Source organism: Streptomyces sp. NPDC048337 (assembly GCF_043201175.1).
Taxonomy (GTDB): Bacteria; Actinomycetota; Actinomycetes; order Streptomycetales; family Streptomycetaceae; genus Streptomyces.
In genome coordinates this window covers 193,226-208,733 of sequence record NZ_JBICYR010000004.1, presented here as the reverse complement: position 1 = coordinate 208,733, position 15,508 = coordinate 193,226, and the positions used below count along the sequence as shown (strand labels likewise).

General features: G+C 70.8%; 16 protein-coding genes and 1 tRNA gene. 9 read left to right on the top strand and 8 right to left on the bottom strand.

Annotated features, from left to right (window positions below):
- Nucleotides 1-139: 139 nt before the first annotated feature.
- From ACGFYU_RS08930 to ACGFYU_RS08920, 3 genes are all read right to left on the bottom strand, one after another.
- Nucleotides 140-213, bottom strand: a tRNA-Pro gene (locus ACGFYU_RS08930).
- 39 nt (nucleotides 214-252) lie between these two features.
- Nucleotides 253-972 (bottom strand): Pr6Pr family membrane protein, encoded by a 720-nt coding sequence (locus ACGFYU_RS08925; protein ID WP_393826586.1) that lies wholly within the window; start codon nucleotides 970-972, stop codon nucleotides 253-255.
- 21 nt (nucleotides 973-993) lie between these two features.
- Nucleotides 994-1,932, bottom strand: a complete 939-nt coding sequence (locus tag ACGFYU_RS08920; RefSeq protein WP_393826585.1) for a metallophosphoesterase — start codon at nucleotides 1,930-1,932, stop codon at nucleotides 994-996.
- A 68-nt stretch (nucleotides 1,933-2,000) separates the two neighbouring features.
- Here ACGFYU_RS08920 and ACGFYU_RS08915 point away from each other — a divergent pair, with 68 nt between their 5' ends.
- Nucleotides 2,001-2,462 carry a GatB/YqeY domain-containing protein gene (locus ACGFYU_RS08915; protein WP_393826584.1) on the top strand — a complete coding sequence of 154 codons (462 nt, stop codon included), beginning with the start codon at nucleotides 2,001-2,003 and terminating at the stop codon, nucleotides 2,460-2,462.
- 94 nt (nucleotides 2,463-2,556) lie between these two features.
- Here the strand turns inward: ACGFYU_RS08915 and ACGFYU_RS08910 are convergent, their stop codons facing one another.
- A complete protein-coding gene (locus tag ACGFYU_RS08910) occupies nucleotides 2,557-4,854 on the bottom strand; it encodes a transglycosylase domain-containing protein (protein ID WP_393826583.1) in 2,298 nt (765 codons plus the stop codon).
- A 386-nt stretch (nucleotides 4,855-5,240) separates the two neighbouring features.
- Between ACGFYU_RS08910 and ACGFYU_RS08905 the strand changes: the two genes are divergently transcribed.
- On the top strand, nucleotides 5,241-5,591 hold the full coding sequence (locus ACGFYU_RS08905; protein WP_382637509.1) for a WhiB family transcriptional regulator: 351 nt from the start codon (nucleotides 5,241-5,243) through the stop codon (nucleotides 5,589-5,591).
- Between the two features lie 49 nt (nucleotides 5,592-5,640).
- On the opposite strand, the gene ACGFYU_RS08900 is transcribed toward ACGFYU_RS08905, so the two are convergent.
- Together ACGFYU_RS08900 and ACGFYU_RS08895 are read right to left on the bottom strand one after the other, a co-directional pair.
- Entirely contained in the window at nucleotides 5,641-6,918 is a 1,278-nt protein-coding gene (locus ACGFYU_RS08900; RefSeq protein ID WP_393826582.1) for an ArsA family ATPase, read from the bottom strand.
- Nucleotides 6,915-7,898, bottom strand: a complete 984-nt coding sequence (locus ACGFYU_RS08895) for an ArsA family ATPase (protein ID WP_393826581.1) — start codon at nucleotides 7,896-7,898, stop codon at nucleotides 6,915-6,917. The genes ACGFYU_RS08900 and ACGFYU_RS08895 overlap by 4 nt, the downstream gene beginning before the upstream one ends.
- Nucleotides 7,899-7,951: 53 nt before the next feature.
- On the opposite strand from ACGFYU_RS08895, the gene ACGFYU_RS08890 reads away from it, so the two are divergent.
- The 4 genes from ACGFYU_RS08890 to ACGFYU_RS08875 all read left to right on the top strand — a co-directional run bounded on the left by ACGFYU_RS08890 (nucleotide 7,952) and on the right by ACGFYU_RS08875 (nucleotide 10,447).
- Nucleotides 7,952-8,113 (top strand): DUF4177 domain-containing protein, encoded by a 162-nt coding sequence (locus ACGFYU_RS08890; RefSeq protein WP_007264966.1) that lies wholly within the window; start codon nucleotides 7,952-7,954, stop codon nucleotides 8,111-8,113.
- Nucleotides 8,110-8,592, top strand: a complete 483-nt coding sequence (locus ACGFYU_RS08885) for a RidA family protein (RefSeq protein WP_393826580.1) — start codon at nucleotides 8,110-8,112, stop codon at nucleotides 8,590-8,592. The genes ACGFYU_RS08890 and ACGFYU_RS08885 overlap by 4 nt, the downstream gene beginning before the upstream one ends.
- A gap of 113 nt (nucleotides 8,593-8,705) precedes the next feature.
- The gene (locus ACGFYU_RS08880) at nucleotides 8,706-9,605 is read left to right on the top strand and encodes an NUDIX hydrolase (protein WP_393826579.1); all 900 of its coding nucleotides are present in this window, start codon (nucleotides 8,706-8,708) and stop codon (nucleotides 9,603-9,605) included.
- On the top strand, nucleotides 9,602-10,447 hold the full coding sequence (locus ACGFYU_RS08875) for an MBL fold metallo-hydrolase (protein WP_393826578.1): 846 nt from the start codon (nucleotides 9,602-9,604) through the stop codon (nucleotides 10,445-10,447). Before ACGFYU_RS08880 ends, ACGFYU_RS08875 begins: the two co-directional genes overlap by 4 nt.
- Before the next feature lie 16 nt (nucleotides 10,448-10,463).
- Here ACGFYU_RS08875 and ACGFYU_RS08870 read toward each other — a convergent pair whose 3' ends face one another.
- The gene (locus ACGFYU_RS08870) at nucleotides 10,464-11,267 is read right to left on the bottom strand and encodes a nucleotidyltransferase domain-containing protein (RefSeq protein WP_393826577.1); all 804 of its coding nucleotides are present in this window, start codon (nucleotides 11,265-11,267) and stop codon (nucleotides 10,464-10,466) included.
- 196 nt (nucleotides 11,268-11,463) lie between these two features.
- On the bottom strand, nucleotides 11,464-12,138 hold the full coding sequence (locus ACGFYU_RS08865; protein ID WP_003981529.1) for a Crp/Fnr family transcriptional regulator: 675 nt from the start codon (nucleotides 12,136-12,138) through the stop codon (nucleotides 11,464-11,466).
- 262 nt (nucleotides 12,139-12,400) lie between these two features.
- On the opposite strand from ACGFYU_RS08865, the gene nth reads away from it, so the two are divergent.
- The 3 genes from nth to ACGFYU_RS08850 are packed head-to-tail and all read left to right on the top strand — an operon-like array spanning nucleotide 12,401 to nucleotide 15,249.
- Nucleotides 12,401-13,258, top strand: a complete 858-nt coding sequence (gene nth, locus ACGFYU_RS08860) for an endonuclease III (RefSeq protein WP_393826576.1) — start codon at nucleotides 12,401-12,403, stop codon at nucleotides 13,256-13,258.
- A gap of 59 nt (nucleotides 13,259-13,317) precedes the next feature.
- Nucleotides 13,318-14,034 (top strand): NUDIX hydrolase, encoded by a 717-nt coding sequence (locus ACGFYU_RS08855; protein ID WP_393826575.1) that lies wholly within the window; start codon nucleotides 13,318-13,320, stop codon nucleotides 14,032-14,034.
- 12 nt (nucleotides 14,035-14,046) lie between these two features.
- Nucleotides 14,047-15,249, top strand: a complete 1,203-nt coding sequence (locus ACGFYU_RS08850) for a MarP family serine protease (protein WP_393826574.1) — start codon at nucleotides 14,047-14,049, stop codon at nucleotides 15,247-15,249.
- Nucleotides 15,250-15,508: the final 259 nt, after the last annotated feature.

Genomic DNA, 15,508 nt, shown 5'->3' with positions numbered 1-15,508 from the left:
GCCCCGCACCTGCCCGGCAGACAGGCGCTGGGAGAAGCCGACCAAGATCTTCTCCCAGATTTCACCCAAACGATCTCCGGAAACCACTCAGGGGCCTGATCCACTAAGTGGATCAGGCCCCTGATCTGGTCTTACGAAGTCGGGGTGGCGGGATTTGAACCCACGACCTCTTCGTCCCGAACGAAGCGCGCTGCCAAGCTGCGCTACACCCCGATCGCCGCCTTGCAGTGTTGGCTGCCCTGGCGACATCGATTACTTTAGCGGACCCGCGGCCGGAGACGAAATCCGGTTTTCGCGGAGTGGTCGCGGGGCCAGGGGGGAGGCCGGGCGGAAGCGGTCCGCCGTGATCAGGAGCAGGCCGAGGGCGTAGAAGACGATGCCCAGGACGGCGGCGTTCAGGGCGACCCGGGCGTAGCCGTACTGGGCCACGTCGATGAAGGGGTACGTGTACCGGGTCTTGGTGCCCGGGGCGAGCAGCTCGCCGCGGATCAGCGCGAAGGTCACGTACGCCAGCGGGTACGCGAGCCACTGGGCGGCGTGGCGCGGGCGCAGCGTGCGCGGGGCCGTGAGCAGGAGGAAGTCCAGGACGGCGCCGATCGGGGTGACCGTGTGGAGGAGCTGGTTGGCGACGGCCTTGGCGCCGGTCAGCTTGTCGAGCTCCCCGACCATGTTGAAGGGGCTCGACGGGTTGTCCAGGACCAGGTGGAAGACGAGCCCCGTGATCAGGATGAAGAGGAGGACCCCGCCCCGGTGGAGGGGGGCGAGGTCCGGGCGGCGCTGCCAGGCGCGCGCGGCGGAGGCGCCGAAGACGACCGCGACCGCGATGTTGGTCCAGATGGTGAAGAAGCTCAGGACGACGGGCACGCTGCCGTACACGCACTCGATGACCACCCCCACCACGGCCGCGGCGGAGATCAGTGCGCGGAAGGCCGCCGGGACGAGGCGCGGGGACGGGATCGCCGGTGAGATCATCCCGTCAACGTATTACGTCCACTACGCCTTCGGGGTCAGCGTCAGCAGTGTCGCCTCCGGCGGGCAGGCGAAGCGGACCGGGGTGAACCGGTTGGTGCCGCAGCCCGCCGAGACGTGGAGGTACGCGCGGTGGCCGCCCGCCTCGTGCGTGGACAGGCCCTTCACCCGCTTGGTGTCCAGGTCGCAGTTGGTGACGAGTGCCCCGTAGAAGGGGATGCACAGCTGCCCGCCGTGCGTGTGCCCGGCGAGGATCAGCGGGTAGCCGTCCGCCGTGAAGGCCTCCAGCGTGCGCAGGTACGGGGCGTGCACGACGGCGATCGAGAAGTCCGCGTCCGGGTCCGGGCCGCCCGCGACCCGCTCGTAGCGGTCCCGCTTGATGTGCGGGTCGTCCAGCCCGGTGAAGGCCAGCTGCAGGCCGTCCAGCTTCAGTCGTGCCCGGGTGTTGGTGAGGTTCAGCCAGCCCGCCGCGTCGAAGGCGTCCCGCATCTCCTCCCACGGGTTGTGGACGGCGCCGACGACCGGCTTGTTGCCGTTCAGCCCGTGCCGGCCCTGCACCTTCTCGATCAGGTAGCGCCCGGGGTTGCGCAGCCGCGGCCCGTAGTAGTCGTTCGACCCGAAGACGTACGCGCCGGGGAAGGACATCAGGGGACCCAGCGCGTCGAGGACCTCGGGGATGCCCTCCGTGTCGGAGAGGTTGTCGCCGGTGTTCACGACGAAGTCGGGGCGCAGGCCGGCCAGGGACTGGAGCCAGGCGCGCTTCTTGCGCTGCCCGCAGACCATGTGGATGTCCGAGACCTGGAGTATGCGCAGCGGTCGCATCCCCTGGGGCAGGACCGGGACGGTCACCCGCCGCAGGCGGAAGGACCGCGCCTCGAAACCGGCGGCATAGGCCACACCCGCGGCCCCCACCGCAGCGATTCCGGCAGCCGCTTTCAGGGGTACTCCGTAACGCGCACGCATGGCCCCATCGTCGCAGACCCGCAAAACCAACGGGCGCCACCGCCCCCGCACCTGGCAGACTCAGCTCCATGACCACGCTCAAGGCCAAGCTCCAGGAAGACCTCACGACCGCAATCAGGGAGCGGAACGAGCTGCACTCGTCCACCCTGCGACTGACCCTCTCCGCCATCACCAAGGAGGAGGTCGCGGGCAAGGAAGCACGCGTGCTCTCCGACGAGGAAGTCCTCAAGGTGATCGCCAAGGAGGCGAAGAAGCGCCGCGAGGCCGCGGACGCCTTCGCCCAGGGCGGCCGCGGCGAGCAGGCCGCGCGCGAGACCGCCGAGGGCGAGTTCCTCGACACGTACCTGCCCAAGCAGCTCTCCGACGACGAGCTCGCCGCGATCGTGGCGCAGGCCGTGGAGGAGGCCAAGGCGGCGGGTGCCGAGGGGCCGCGGGCCATGGGCGCCGTCATGAAGATCGTGGGCCCGAAGGTCGCCGGGCTGGCGGAGGGCGGGCGCGTCGCCGCCGTCGTGAAGAAGCAGCTCTCCTAGTAGCTCGCAGCAGCTCGTAGTAGTGCTGCCGCATCGTTCTACGTGTGAGGGGCCCCAGCCGGATTCGGCTGGGGCCCCTCACACGTACCGCTCGCTACTGGGTGTCGCGTCCGCCGATCAGGCCCGGTTCGACGGTGATCCCGGGGAACGGGTTGCCCGGGGTGGCGCCTCCCGTCGTCCCGCCGGTGGCTCCGGCCGCCGTCGTTCCGCCGGGGCGGCCGCCGGGCTTGCCGTCGCCGCCCGGCTTGCCGGGCTTCCCGGGCTTGACCGGGGTCGTGGTCGGCCGTCCGCCGTTGTTGCCGCCGCCCGGGACCACGGGTTCCGGGATGCTGATCGTGGCGAAGTTCGGGGCCTCGCGCCCGGACAGGGCTCCGGTGACCGCGTCCTTCCAGATCGGGCCGGGCAGGCCGCCGCCGAAGACCTTGTCGTACGACTTGCCGCCGATCACGATGTCCTCCATCGAGATCTTCCTGGTGCCGCCCGAACCGACCCACACCGCGCCGGAGATGTTCGGGGTGTAGCCGACGAACCAGGCGTTGTACCGTCCGTCCGTCGTACCCGTCTTGCCCGCGTTGTCGCGGTCGGACAGGCCGGCCCGCTCACCGGTACCGGAGTCGACCACCCCGCGCAGCAGGGTGTTGATGGTGTCGGCCGTGTTCTCCGACATGGCCCGGTCGCACTTGGACTTCGGCACCGCGAGGGCCTTGCCGTGCGCGTCGGTGATCGACTCGATGGCGACCGGCGTGCAGTAGATGCCCCGGTTGGCGAAGGTCGCGTACGCGTTGGCCATGGTCAGCGGGGAGAGTTCGGCGGAGCCGAGCGCGATCGACGGCCCCTCGGGCAGCTTGGAACCGTCCGCCGGGACCACGCCGAGCTTCTGCGTCATCTCCGTCACCGGGCAGAGCCCGATCTCGCCGATCATCTCGACGAAGTACGTGTTGATGGACTTCTCCATCGCCGTCCGCAGCGCGTACGGACCGATCTCGTCCTCGGTCTCGTTCTTCGCCGTCTCGAGCTTCCCGTTCTTGGGGACGTTCACGTACTGCGACCCGTCGCACCGCGGGATTCCGCTCGGGTAGTCCATCTTGTTCGGCGACCCGTACACCTGCGTCGGCGGCGTGCCCCGCTCCAGGGCGGCCGCCGCGATGAACGGCTTGAAGGTCGAGCCGACCTGGAAGCCGAAGTTCGAGCCGCCCATCCGCTTGTCCACGGAGTAGTTGATCTGCGTCTCGTTCTTCCCGAAGCCGTAGGGCTTGGACTGACCCATCGCCAGCACCCGGCCGGTGCCCGGCTGGACCATGGTCACGGCCGTCGCGACCGAGTCCTCCTGGTAGACGTGGTCCTTGATCGACTCGTTCGCGGCGTCCTGCGACTGCGGGTCCAGGGTCGTCCGTACGGTCAGACCACCCTGGTTCCAGACCTTCGCCCGCTCCTCGCGCGTCTTGCCGAAGACGGTGTCGGTCAGGAAGGAGTTGCGGACGTAGTCGCAGAAGAAGCCGGCGCCCTTGACGGCCGTGATGCAGCCGTTCTTCGGCTTGGTCACCTTCAGCGTGACCGGCTTGGCCTTCGCCGCGTCCGCCTCCGCCTGCGAGACGTCCTTCACGTCGGCCATCCGCTGGAGGACGACGTTGCGGCGCTTCATCGCCTCCTGCGCGTCGTTCACCGGGTCGTACCGGCTCGGCGACTGCACGACGCCCGCCAGCAGCGCGGACTCCTCCAGGGTGAGGTCCTTGGCCGGCTTGCTGAAGTAGCGCTGGGCCGCGGATTCGATTCCGTAGGCCTGCTGACCGAAGTACGTGATGTTGAGGTAGTTCTCGAGGATCTTCTTCTTCCCGAGCTCTTCCTCGACCTGGATGGAGTACTTCAGCTCGCGGATCTTGCGCCCGAGGCTCTTCTCCTGGGCCTCGCGCACCTTCGTCTCGTCGTCGCCGGCCTCTTCGACGAACACGTTCTTCACGTACTGCTGGGTGAGGGTGGAGGCGCCCTGGGCCGCGCCGCCCTCCTGCGCGTTGCGGTTGACCGCGCGCAGGATGCCCTTGAGGTCGACGGCGCCGTGCTCGTAGAAACGCGAGTCCTCGATGGCGACGATTGCCTTCTGCATGTACGGGGAGATGGCCGTGAGGGGGACCACCTGCCGGTCGCGCGAATAGACCGTGGCGATCAAGCCACCTTCGGAGTCCAGAATCGTGGTCCGCTGGCTCAGCGGCGGAGTCTTGAGATTGGCCGGGATCTCATCGAATCCCTCGACCGTGCCCTTGGCCGCGAGCCCCAGGGCGCCTGCCGCCGGGATCGCCATGCCGGCCAGCACAACTCCGGAGAGAACGGACACACCGAGGAACTTGGCGGCCTGCTGGCTCCCCGTGAGCCCGCCGCCCGAGCGCTTCTTTCCCATGGAGGGCAGCCTACGTTCTCATTCACCGGACACACGCGAATGCCTTGGCCTAAGCTGTCCCCAACTGTCACAGCAGTGCGGTGCGACATCAACCCCTCGGCTTGATTTTCACCCTTCCCGAATGGGGTGGACTCATGTCCGAATCCCGCCTGCTGTGCTGATGATGCCCCGCCGATTTCACCCGAATCGCCGGAATGGTCTGGCATGTCGTCGGATCACTCCGTCGGGTGATCTGCCGCTTACCCATAGTCCGTTCGGACCATTCAAGATTGGGCCCGTCGGGGGTGTTGCACTGTGCCCGCCTTCCGTAACGTCCTCAACTGGCAGCGGTGAATATGCCGCTACCGCCGTGGGGGAGCCTCGATTCGGGAGAGGACGGCGCCGGGATGGGCTGGGTAACCGACTGGAGTGCGCAGGCAGCCTGCCGCACTACCGATCCGGATGAACTGTTCGTTCAAGGAGCGGCACAGAACAGGGCCAAGGCGGTGTGCACCGGATGCCCGGTGCGGACCGAATGCCTGGCCGACGCGCTCGACAACCGTGTCGAGTTCGGAGTATGGGGCGGAATGACCGAGCGGGAACGACGTGCGCTGCTGCGCCGGCGTCCCACCGTCACCTCGTGGCGACGGCTGCTCGAAACCGCCCGCACGGAGTACGAGCGCAGTACGGGCATCCTCACCATGGATGACGACGCGGAGATCGACGTTCCGTACGAGACGTACGCGGCAGCCGGGTAGATCACCCGGGCGCCACGCCGCGCCACATCACGTCACGTCGTATGAACGCCTACGCTCCGGCCGGAACCCCGGCCGCGAGTCGCTCTCCGATGGCCCGCAGCCCGGCGAGGTCGTGCACATCGCCGGGCAGGGCGGCCACTTCGGCCACCGCCACTTCGGGGTGCAGCGAGGTGAAGCGGTCGCGTGTGCGCCGCTCACGCGCGATCACCTGCATGCGCTCGGCGTGCAGGCGCAGCAGCCCCGCCGTGATCGCGTCGACCTCCGTGGTGTCGCCGGTCTCGTCGTTGTTGCCGTTGCCGTTGCCGTCGGCTTCACGAAGTCCAGCCTTCCCGGACTCCTGATCGACAATGCCGGCCTCTTCAAGATTCTCTGCGGCGGCCAACGCCCGTTCGGCGGAAAGCCGGTCGGCGCCGCTGCCGTGCACCCGGTTCAGCACCAGCCCGGCCAGCGGCATGCTCTCCGCCGCCAGCCGCTCCACGAAGTACGCCGCCTCGCGCAGCGCGTCCGGCTCGGGCGCCGCGACCACGAGGAAGGCCGTACCGGGTGCTTGGAGCAGCCGGAAGGTGGCGTCCGCCCGCGTGCGGAACCCGCCGAACATCGTGTCCATCGCCGCCACGAAGGTCTGCACGTCCTTCAGCAGCGAGGCGCCCATCAGCTTGCTCAGCGTGCCGGTCATCATCGACATGCCGACATTGAGGAACTTCATCCCCGCCCGGCCGCCCACCTTCGCCGGCGCCATCAGCACCCGGATGAACTTCCCGTCCAGGAAGGATCCGAGGCGCTTCGGCGCGTCCAGGAAGTCCAGCGCCGACCGGCTCGGCGGGGTGTCCACGATGATCAGGTCCCAGTCGTCCCGGGCCCGCAGCTGCCCCAGCTTCTCCATCGCCATGTACTCCTGCGTGCCCGCGAAGCCGGCCGACAGCGACTGGTAGAAGGGGTTGGCGAGGATGGCCTGGGCCCGCTCGGCGTCCGCGTGCGCCTCGACGATCTCGTCGAAGGTCCGCTTCATGTCCAGCATCATGGCGTGCAGTTCGCCGCCGTCCGCCCCCACGCCCGCCACCTTGCGCGGGGTGTTGTCCAGCGAGTCGATCCCCATCGACTGCGCGAGCCGCCGCGCCGGGTCGATGGTGAGCACGACCGCCTTCCGCCCACGTCCGGCCGCCCGTACGCCGAGCGCCGCGGCCGTGGTGGTCTTGCCGACGCCGCCCGCGCCGCAGCACACGATGATCCGGGTCTCCGGATCGTCCAGCAGCGCGTCGACCGCCAGCCGCGGCGGCGTGTCCAGTCCCACGGAGTCCGGTCCCACGGTGTCCACCCCCTCGCTCATTCGGCCACCGACTGCTTCCGCAGTTCCTTGGCCAGCTGGTAGAGCCCGCCCAGATCCATCCCCGCGCCGAGCAGGGGAAGTTCGTACGTCGGCACGTCCAGCCCGGCCAGTACGGTGCGCTGCGCGCGCTCCAGCTCCACCCGGCTCGCGTGCTCGGCGGCCTGCGTGAGCAGCGGGTCCACCAGCCGCTCGGCCAGTCCGCCGCGGCGCGCGCCGCCGAGGCCCGCGCGGGACAGCGCCTTGGCCACCTCGGCGCGGTGGTCGCCGGCGGCGGTGCGCAGGGTGTCCTCGTCCAGGTGGTGCGGCCGCACCATGTTGACGACGACCCGGCCCACGGGCAGCCCGGCCTCCCGGAGCTCGGCGATGCCGTCCGCGGTCTCCTGGACGGGCATCTCCTCCAGGAGGGTGACCAGGTGGACGGCCGTCTCGGGGGACTTCAGCACCTTCATGACGGCCTGGGCCTGGTTGTGGATCGGCCCGAACCGGGCCAGGCCCGCGACCTCGTCGTTGACGTTCAGGAACCGGGTGATCCGCCCGGTTGGCGGCGCGTCCATGATCACGTGGTCGTAGACGTACCGGCCGGCCTTGTCCTTGCGCCGCACCGCCTCACAGGCCTTGCCGGTCAGCAGCACGTCACGCAGCCCGGGGGCGATGGTGGTGGCGAAGTCGATGGCGCCGAGCTTCTTGAGGGCGCGGCCGGCCGAGCCGAGCTTGTAGAACATCTGCAGGTAGTCCAGCAGTGCCCGCTCGGCGTCGATGGCGAGCGCGAAGACCTCACCGCTCCCGCCGGGCGCGACGGCGATCTTCCGCTCCTCGTACGGGAGCGCCTCGGCGCCGAAGAGCTGCGCGAGCCCCTGCCTGCCCTCGACCTCCACCAGAAGAGTCCGCTTGCCCTCGCGTGCGAGGGCAAGCGCGAGTGCCGCGGCGACCGTGGTCTTGCCGGTGCCGCCCTTGCCGCTGACCACCTGGAGCCTGCTCACAGCGTCCGAGCCTAATTCCTTCGCTCCGCACGGCAGGCACTACCCTCGCTCCCATGACCAAGAAGTTCGAATACGCGACGGTTCCGCTGCTCGTGCACGCGACCAAGCAGATCCTGGACACCTGGGGCGAGGACGGCTGGGAGCTCGTCCAGGTCGTGCCCGGGCCGAACAACCCCGAGCAGCTCGTGGCCTACCTGAAGCGGGAGAAGGCATGAGCGGCGTCGTCGAAGCGAAGCTGGCCGAGCTCGGCCTGACCCTCCCCGAGGTCGTCCCGCCGCTGGCGGCGTACCAGCCGGCGGTCCGGTCGGGCGCGTACGTCTTCACCGCGGGCCAGCTCCCGATGGTCAAGGGCAGCATGCCGCTGACCGGCAAGGTCGGCGCCGAGGTCTCGGCTGAGCAGGCCAAGGAGATGGCCGCGACCTGCGCGCTGAACGCCCTGGCCGCCGTCAAGTCGGTCATCGGCGACCTCGACAAGATCGCGCGTGTCGTGAAGGTCGTCGGCTTCATCGCCTCGGCCCCGGACTTCACGGGTCAGCCGGGCGTGCTGAACGGTGCGAGCGAGCTCCTGGGCGCCGTCCTCGGCGACAAGGGCGTCCACGCCCGCAGCGCGGTCGGCGTGGCGGTCCTCCCGCTGGACGCCCCGGTCGAGGTCGAGATCCAGGTCGAGATCCAGGTCGAGATCGCCTCTTCCTGACGCGTCACCCGTACGCACCGGCCCCCCGAGCCACCCGCTCGGGGGGCTGAGCATTGCCCGCTCGTGGGCCGGGGCCTCTCGAACATCGGCCCGGATCCCCGTAGCATCCCGCCATGCCGAATGGTCAGTACGGTCAGCAGCAGCCCCCCGCCGGAGGCCAGTGGTACCCGCCCGAGTGGCCCGACCGCATCCGCGCGCTCGCGGACGGCTCGCTCACCCCGGTGGAACCGAAGCGCGCCGCCACCGTGATGCTGCTGCGCGACACCCCCGCCGGGCCCGCCGTCCACATGCTGCGCCGACGGGCCTCCATGGCCTTCGCCGGAGGCGCGTACGCCTATCCGGGCGGCGGCGTGGACCCGCGCGACGCGGAACACCAGGTCGGCTGGGCAGGGCCCTCCCGGCAGGACTGGGCCGCACGCCTCGGCACCGATCCGGCCGCCGCCCAGGCCATCGTGTGCGGCGCGGTACGGGAGACCTTCGAGGAGGCGGGCGTCCTGCTCGCCGGGGAGACCGAGGACACCGTCGTCGGCGACACCACCGGCGACGCCTGGGAGGCCGACCGGCAGGCCCTCGTCGCCCGGGAGCTGTCCTTCGCGGAGTTCCTCGACCGCCGCGGCCTGCGGCTGCGCTCCGACCTGCTCGGGGCGTGGGCCCGCTGGATCACCCCGGAGTTCGAGCCGCGCCGCTACGACACCTGGTTCTTCGTCGCCGCCCTCCCCGAGGGGCAGCGCACCCGCAACGCCTCCACCGAGGCCGACCGGACCGTGTGGATCCGCCCCGCGGACGCGGCCGACGGGTACGACAAGGGCGAGCTGCTGATGATGCCGCCCACCATCTCCACGCTGCGCTCCCTGGAGCCGTACGGGAGCGCCGCCGACGCTCTCGCCGCGGCCGGTGCGCAGGACCTCACCCCGGTGCTGGCGCAGGCCGCGCTGGAAGACGGCGTGCTCGTGCTGAGCTGGCCCGGACACGACGAGTTCACCAAGCGAGTGCGCCTCGGAGGCCCCGCATGACCGATGCCGCCGCCCTGCCGGGACAGCCCCGCGGAGTCGTCACCTCCGGGCCCGCGACCGCCCGCGCGGTCAACGTCCTGGCCCCCAACGCCTCCGCGATGACCCTGGACGGCACCAACACCTGGCTCGTCTCCGAGCCCGGTTCGGAGCTGGCCGTCGTCATCGACCCCGGCCCGCAGGACGAGGGGCACCTGCGCGCGGTCATCGCCGCCGCCGAGCAGGCCGGCAAGCGGATCGCCCTCACCCTGCTCACCCACGGCCACCCCGACCACGCCGAGGGCGCCGGCCGCTTCGCCGAGCTCACCGGCACCAAGGTCCGCGCCCTGGACCCGGCCCTGCGCCTCGGCGACGAGGGCCTGGCCGCCGGGGACGTGATCCGGACGGGCGGGCTGGAGCTGCGCGTGGTCCCGACCCCGGGCCACACCGGCGACTCCCTGTGCTTCCACCTGCCCGCCGACCGGGCCGTGCTGACCGGGGACACGATCCTCGGCCGCGGCACCACCGTCGTCGCGCACCCCGACGGCCGCCTGGGCGACTACCTGGACTCCCTGCGCCGCCTGCGCTCTCTCACCGTCGACGACGGGGTGCACACCGTCCTGCCGGGTCACGGGCCGGTCCTGGAGGACGCCCAGGGCGTCGTCGAGTACTACCTCGCCCACCGCGCGCACCGCCTCGCCCAGGTCGAGACGGCCGTCGAGAACGGTTTCACCACCCCCGAGGCGGTCGTCGCCCAGGTCTACGCGGACGTGGACCGCTCCCTGTGGCCGGCGGCGGAATGGTCCGTACGGGCGCAGCTGGAGTACCTCCAGGAGCACGGCCTGATCCCGGGCGGACCCGAGTGAGCACGCGGGCCCCGCGTCAGGACCGCGGGGCCTTCGTGCCGTGCCGGGCCGTGTACTCGTCCGCGAGCCACGGCCCGAGGTCCTCGATGTAGGTGTGCAGTACGGCCGGGTCCGCGACGGGTTCCAGGGCCACGGCGGCCGCGGCGCGCATCTGGGCCGCCCGCTGCGGGTAGTACCCGCCGAAGACCTCCGCGGACTCCGCCAGATCGCTGGTCCAGCCGCCCCACCGCGGCATGACCAGGGTGAACCCGGTGCGCACCAGCCGCCGCGAGAAGGCCCGGCTCAGCCTGCGGTACTCCTCCGGGGTCGACGCCTCCCGCACCTTCGCCCGCCAGCCGGGCAGTACGTCGGCCAGGTCGCCGTTGGTCTCGCGGGCGAGCAGTCCGTCCGGGCGGTAGCGGGGCAGGTGCTCGGCCAGGTCCGCGCCGAGCAGCGGGGTGCACAGGCAGGCGAGGAACCAACCCAGGTCGTATCGTTCCTGCTCGCTCAGCAGGGTGTCCTTGCCGTAGAGCAGGATCCCGGCGCCGTCGATCTCCGGGAAGTCCTCGTCGAGCCCGCGGGACAGCACATCGGCGGTGTCCCGGTCCTCGTCCGCGGGCTCGTGGTGCAGGGCGAGGAGCAGGTCGAGGTCGGACTGCCCGGGCCGGGCCGTCCCGCGCGGCAGGGACCCGTACAGGTAGGCGCTGTGCAGCCGCCTCCCGTACGCCTCGGCGATCCGCTCCCGGGCGGCGGCCACGACCCCCCTGAACCCGACCGGCACGCGGCCGAGCGCCCCTTCCCGCTCGATGTACCCGTCCGCGTCCAGCCCTCTGTGCTCCATGCCTCCTACTGTGCCTCTGCCCTGGCCGGGACCGGCTGTCCAAACGCCGGGCTCCCCCGGCAAATCCAGCTGGTCAAACCCAGCCCCGCCGGCGTTCGAGGCTCGGGGGGCAGAGCTCCCGCAACGGCGCCGCACCCGCAAACGCGAAGGGCCCCACCCAACCGGGCGGGACCCCTCGAACAGCGAGGACCAAGCGTCAGCGCGACCGCTTGGCGAGCCGCTCCACATCCAGCAGGATCACGGCTCGCGCCTCCAGGCGGAGCCATCCGCGGCCCGCGAAGTCGGCCAGGGCCTTGTTCACGGTCTCGCGCGAGGCGCCGACGAGCTGCGCCAGCTCCTCCTGCGTGAGGTCGTGCACCACGTGGATGCCCTCCTCCGACTGCACGCCGAACCGGCGCGACAGGTCGAGGAGCGCCCGCGCCACGCGGCCGGGAACGTCGGAGAAGACCAGGTCGGACATCTGGTCATTGGTCTTGCGCAGGCGCCGGGCGACGGCGCGCAGCAGCGCGGTCGCGACCTCGGGCCGGGCGTTCAGCCAGGGCTGGAGGTCGCCGTGCCCGAGACCGAGCAGCTTGACCTCGGTCAGCGCGGTGGCGGTGGCGGTGCGCGGGCCCGGGTCGAAGAGCGACAGCTCGCCGATCAGCTCGCCGGGGCCGAGGACGGCCAGCATGTTCTCGCGACCGTCGGGGGAGGTGCGGTGCAGCTTCACCTTGCCCTCGGTCACGACGTACAGCCGGTCGCCGGGGTCGCCCTCGTGGAACAGGGCGTCACCGCGTGCGAGGGTCACCTCGCCCATGGAGGCGCGGAGCTCCGCGGCCTGCTCGTCATCGAGCGCCGCGAAGAGCGGGGCGCGCCGCAGAACGTCGTCCACGAGTCTCTCTCCTATGTCGACCAGCTCAGGGGGCCCGGAACGGGGTCTCCCATTTTGCCGGACGGCTCAAACAGTGCGATCAATCACTACCAAGGATGCCGGACGTACGCGTGTGCTGTGCGGTGTGAGACCAATCGGGGTGGTGTTACCTGAGGTCCGGGCGGGTGTCAGCGGTCGGCCTTAGGCTGGCCGGGTGTCCAATAAGCCGGTGAGAGCACAGGCCAAGGGGTCCGCCGGAGTGACGGCGCCCCATAATTCAGCCGTGGGCGAACAAGCCCTCGGGGAGGCATCTTCGCAGGCCTTGCCCCCCTCCAAGGGCAAAGCTTCGGCCAAGAAACCGAAGGCTCCGAATCCGGAATCCCATCTGGCCATGGTCCGCAGGGCCCGCCGCATCAACCGGGAGCTGGCCGAGGTCTATCCGTACGCCCATCCGGAGCTCGACTTCCGCAATCCCTTCGAGCTGCTGGTCGCGACGGTGCTGTCGGCGCAGACCACCGACCTGCGGGTGAACCAGACGACCCCGGCCCTCTTCGCCGCCTACCCGACCCCCGAGGACATGGCCGCGGCCGCTCCCGAGGATCTGGAGGAGCTCATCCGGCCGACCGGGTTCTTCCGGGCGAAGGCGAGGTCCCTTCTCGGCCTCTCGCAGGCCCTGCGGGACAACTTCGGCGGGGAGGTGCCGGGCCGGATCGAGGACCTGGTGAACCTGCCCGGGGTGGGCCGCAAGACGGCGAACGTGGTCCTTGGCAATGCGTTCGGGGTCCCCGGGATCACGGTCGACACGCACTTCGGCCGGCTGGTCCGCCGCTGGAAGTGGACCGAGCAGGAGGACCCGGAGAAGGTCGAGGCGGAGATCTGCGCGATCTTCCCGAAGAGCGAGTGGACGATGCTGTCGCACCGGGTCGTCTTCCACGGCCGCCGCATCTGCCACGCGCGCAAGCCGGCCTGCGGGGCCTGCCCGATCGCCCCGCTCTGCCCGGCGTACGGGGAGGGCGAGACGGACCCGGAGAAGGCGAAGAAGCTGCTCAAGTACGAGAAGGGCGGCCAGCCGGGCCAGCGCCTGACCCCGCCCCCGGACTACCCGGGCCTTCCGGCCCCGCCCAGCGGCGGGCAGCCGTAGGAACGAATCAGTACCCGCACCGCGTTTGGCGGTAAGGGAAATCACGGACAGGGGTGCCTATGACGCGCGGTACACGGGACGAGACGGAATCGGCAGCCCGCGAGGGCGACGGCATCGAGGTGTCCGCCGACGGCCTGCCCGCGTGGCTCGACCCCGTCGTCACGGCCGTGCGCACGGTGCGGCCGACTCAGCTGAGCCGGTTCCTGCCCCCCGAGGACGGCCGCGGCCGGCAGTCCGCCGTGCTCATCCTCTTCGGCGAGGGCCCGCGCGGCCCCGAGCTGCTTCTCATGGAGCGCGCCGGCAGCCTGCGCTCCCACCCGGGCCAGCCCTCCTTCCCCGGCGGCGCCCTCGACCCGGAGGACGGCGATCCGCACACCACCGGACCGCTGCGCGCCGCCCTGCGCGAGGCCGAGGAGGAGACCGGGCTCGACCCCTCGGGCGTCCAGCTCTTCGGGGTACTGCCCCGGCTCTACATCCCGGTCAGCGAGTTCGTCGTGACCCCGGTTCTCGGCTGGTGGCGCACCCCGAGCCCGGTGGGCGTCGTGGACCCGGCCGAGACGGCCCGCGTTTTCACGGTTCCCGTGGCGGATCTCACGGACCCCGAGCACCGGGTCACGGCCGTCCACCCGAGTGGCCACCTGGGGCCGGGTTTTACCGTCGAATCGGCTCTGGTCTGGGGTTTCACGGCCGGAGTGATCGACCGGCTACTGCATTTCGCGGGCTGGGAGCGTCCCTGGGACCGCTCGCGGCACGTCCCGCTCGACTGGCGCGCGTGAGACGGTGACCCAGTGAACGTGCTGGACATCCTGTTGTTGCTCGCCGCCGTGTGGTTCGCGATCGTCGGCTACCGCCAGGGGTTCGTCGTCGGCGTCCTGTCGGTGATCGGATTCCTCGGCGGTGGCCTCGTCGCCGTGTCCCTGCTGCCGTTGATCTGGGACCGGGTGACGGACAACGGCACCCAGGTCTCCACCACGGTCGTCGTCATCGCGGTCGTCGTGATCATCGTCTGTGCCTCGGTCGGCCAGGCGCTGACCACCCACCTCGGCAACAAGCTGCGCCGCCACATCACATGGTCACCGGCGCGCGTGATCGACGCGACCGGCGGGGCCCTGGTCAACGTGGTGGCGATGCTGCTGGTGGCATGGCTGATCGGTTCTGCACTGGCCGGAACCTCGCTGCCCACGCTCGGCAAGGAGGTCCGCAACTCCAAGGTGCTCCTGGGAGTGTCGCGGGTGCTGCCCGCGCAGGCGAACACCTGGTTCTCGGACTTCAGTTCCACCCTGGCGCGCAACGGCTTCCCGCAGGTGTTCACCCCGTTCTCGAACGAGCCCATCCCCGAGGTGCAGGCGCCGGACCCGGACCTCGCCACCAGCCCCGTCGCCGAGCAGGCCAAGAACTCGATCGTGAAGGTCGTCGGCACCGCGCCCGGCTGCAGCAAGGTGCTGGAGGGCACGGGCTTCGTCTTCGCGCCCGGCAAGGTGATGACCAACGCCCACGTCGTCGGCGGGGTCGGCGAGCCGACGGTGCAGATCGGCGGCGAGGGCAAGCTCTACGACGGCAAGGTCGTGCTCTACGACTGGGAGCGCGACATCGCCGTCCTGGACGTGCCCAAGCTGAAGGCCCCGGCGCTGGAGTTCACCGACAAGGACGCGGCGAGCGGCAGCGACGCGATCGTCGCCGGCTTCCCGGAGAACGGCTCGTACGACGTGCGCGCCGCCCGCGTCCGCGGCCGGATCAACGCCAACGGTCCGGACATCTACCACCGGGGCACCGTCCGACGGGACGTCTACTCGCTGTTCGCGACGGTCCGCCAGGGCAACTCCGGCGGCCCACTGCTGACTCCCGAAGGCAAGGTGTACGGGGTGGTCTTCGCGAAGTCCCTCGACGACCCGAACACCGGCTACGCGCTGACGGCGGACGAGATCCGCGACGACATCCGGATCGGCAGGACCGCCGTGCAGCGGATCGACAGCCAGGGTTGCGCCCTCTGAGGCTCCCGCGCCGGCATGGGCCCGCGGCCTCCGCGGCGTCTACGTCCGCGGATGCCGCAGCCGTGCCGAGACCCAGCGGGCCCTGCGTCGCAGGATGCGCGGAATCCCGAGTCTGAGGTCGTGGCCGTGTCGGCCGGCCCTCTCGTGGGTGCCCGGCGTAGCTGCCGAGCGGCGTTCGTGCGCGGTGTCACCGTGGTCGTGCGTCCAGCTCATACTCCGAGCTGTGCCCGTGCCCCATGGTCGGTAACCCCGTACGCGG

Coding starts and splice junctions, on each gene's coding strand:
- ACGFYU_RS08885 (WP_393826580.1), top strand. CDS start 8,110: ATGAGCGGCGTCGTCGAAGCGAAGCTGGCCGAGCTCGGCCTGACCCTC.
- ACGFYU_RS08875 (WP_393826578.1), top strand. CDS start 9,602: ATGACCGATGCCGCCGCCCTGCCGGGACAGCCCCGCGGAGTCGTCACC.
- ACGFYU_RS08855 (WP_393826575.1), top strand. CDS start 13,318: ATGACGCGCGGTACACGGGACGAGACGGAATCGGCAGCCCGCGAGGGC.
- ACGFYU_RS08910 (WP_393826583.1), bottom strand. CDS start 4,854: ATGGGAAAGAAGCGCTCGGGCGGCGGGCTCACGGGGAGCCAGCAGGCC.
- ACGFYU_RS08920 (WP_393826585.1), bottom strand. CDS start 1,932: ATGCGTGCGCGTTACGGAGTACCCCTGAAAGCGGCTGCCGGAATCGCT.
- ACGFYU_RS08870 (WP_393826577.1), bottom strand. CDS start 11,267: ATGGAGCACAGAGGGCTGGACGCGGACGGGTACATCGAGCGGGAAGGG.
- ACGFYU_RS08915 (WP_393826584.1), top strand. CDS start 2,001: ATGACCACGCTCAAGGCCAAGCTCCAGGAAGACCTCACGACCGCAATC.
- ACGFYU_RS08890 (WP_007264966.1), top strand. CDS start 7,952: ATGACCAAGAAGTTCGAATACGCGACGGTTCCGCTGCTCGTGCACGCG.
- ACGFYU_RS08900 (WP_393826582.1), bottom strand. CDS start 6,918: ATGAGCGAGGGGGTGGACACCGTGGGACCGGACTCCGTGGGACTGGAC.
- ACGFYU_RS08905 (WP_382637509.1), top strand. CDS start 5,241: ATGGGCTGGGTAACCGACTGGAGTGCGCAGGCAGCCTGCCGCACTACC.
- ACGFYU_RS08880 (WP_393826579.1), top strand. CDS start 8,706: ATGCCGAATGGTCAGTACGGTCAGCAGCAGCCCCCCGCCGGAGGCCAG.
- ACGFYU_RS08925 (WP_393826586.1), bottom strand. CDS start 972: ATGATCTCACCGGCGATCCCGTCCCCGCGCCTCGTCCCGGCGGCCTTC.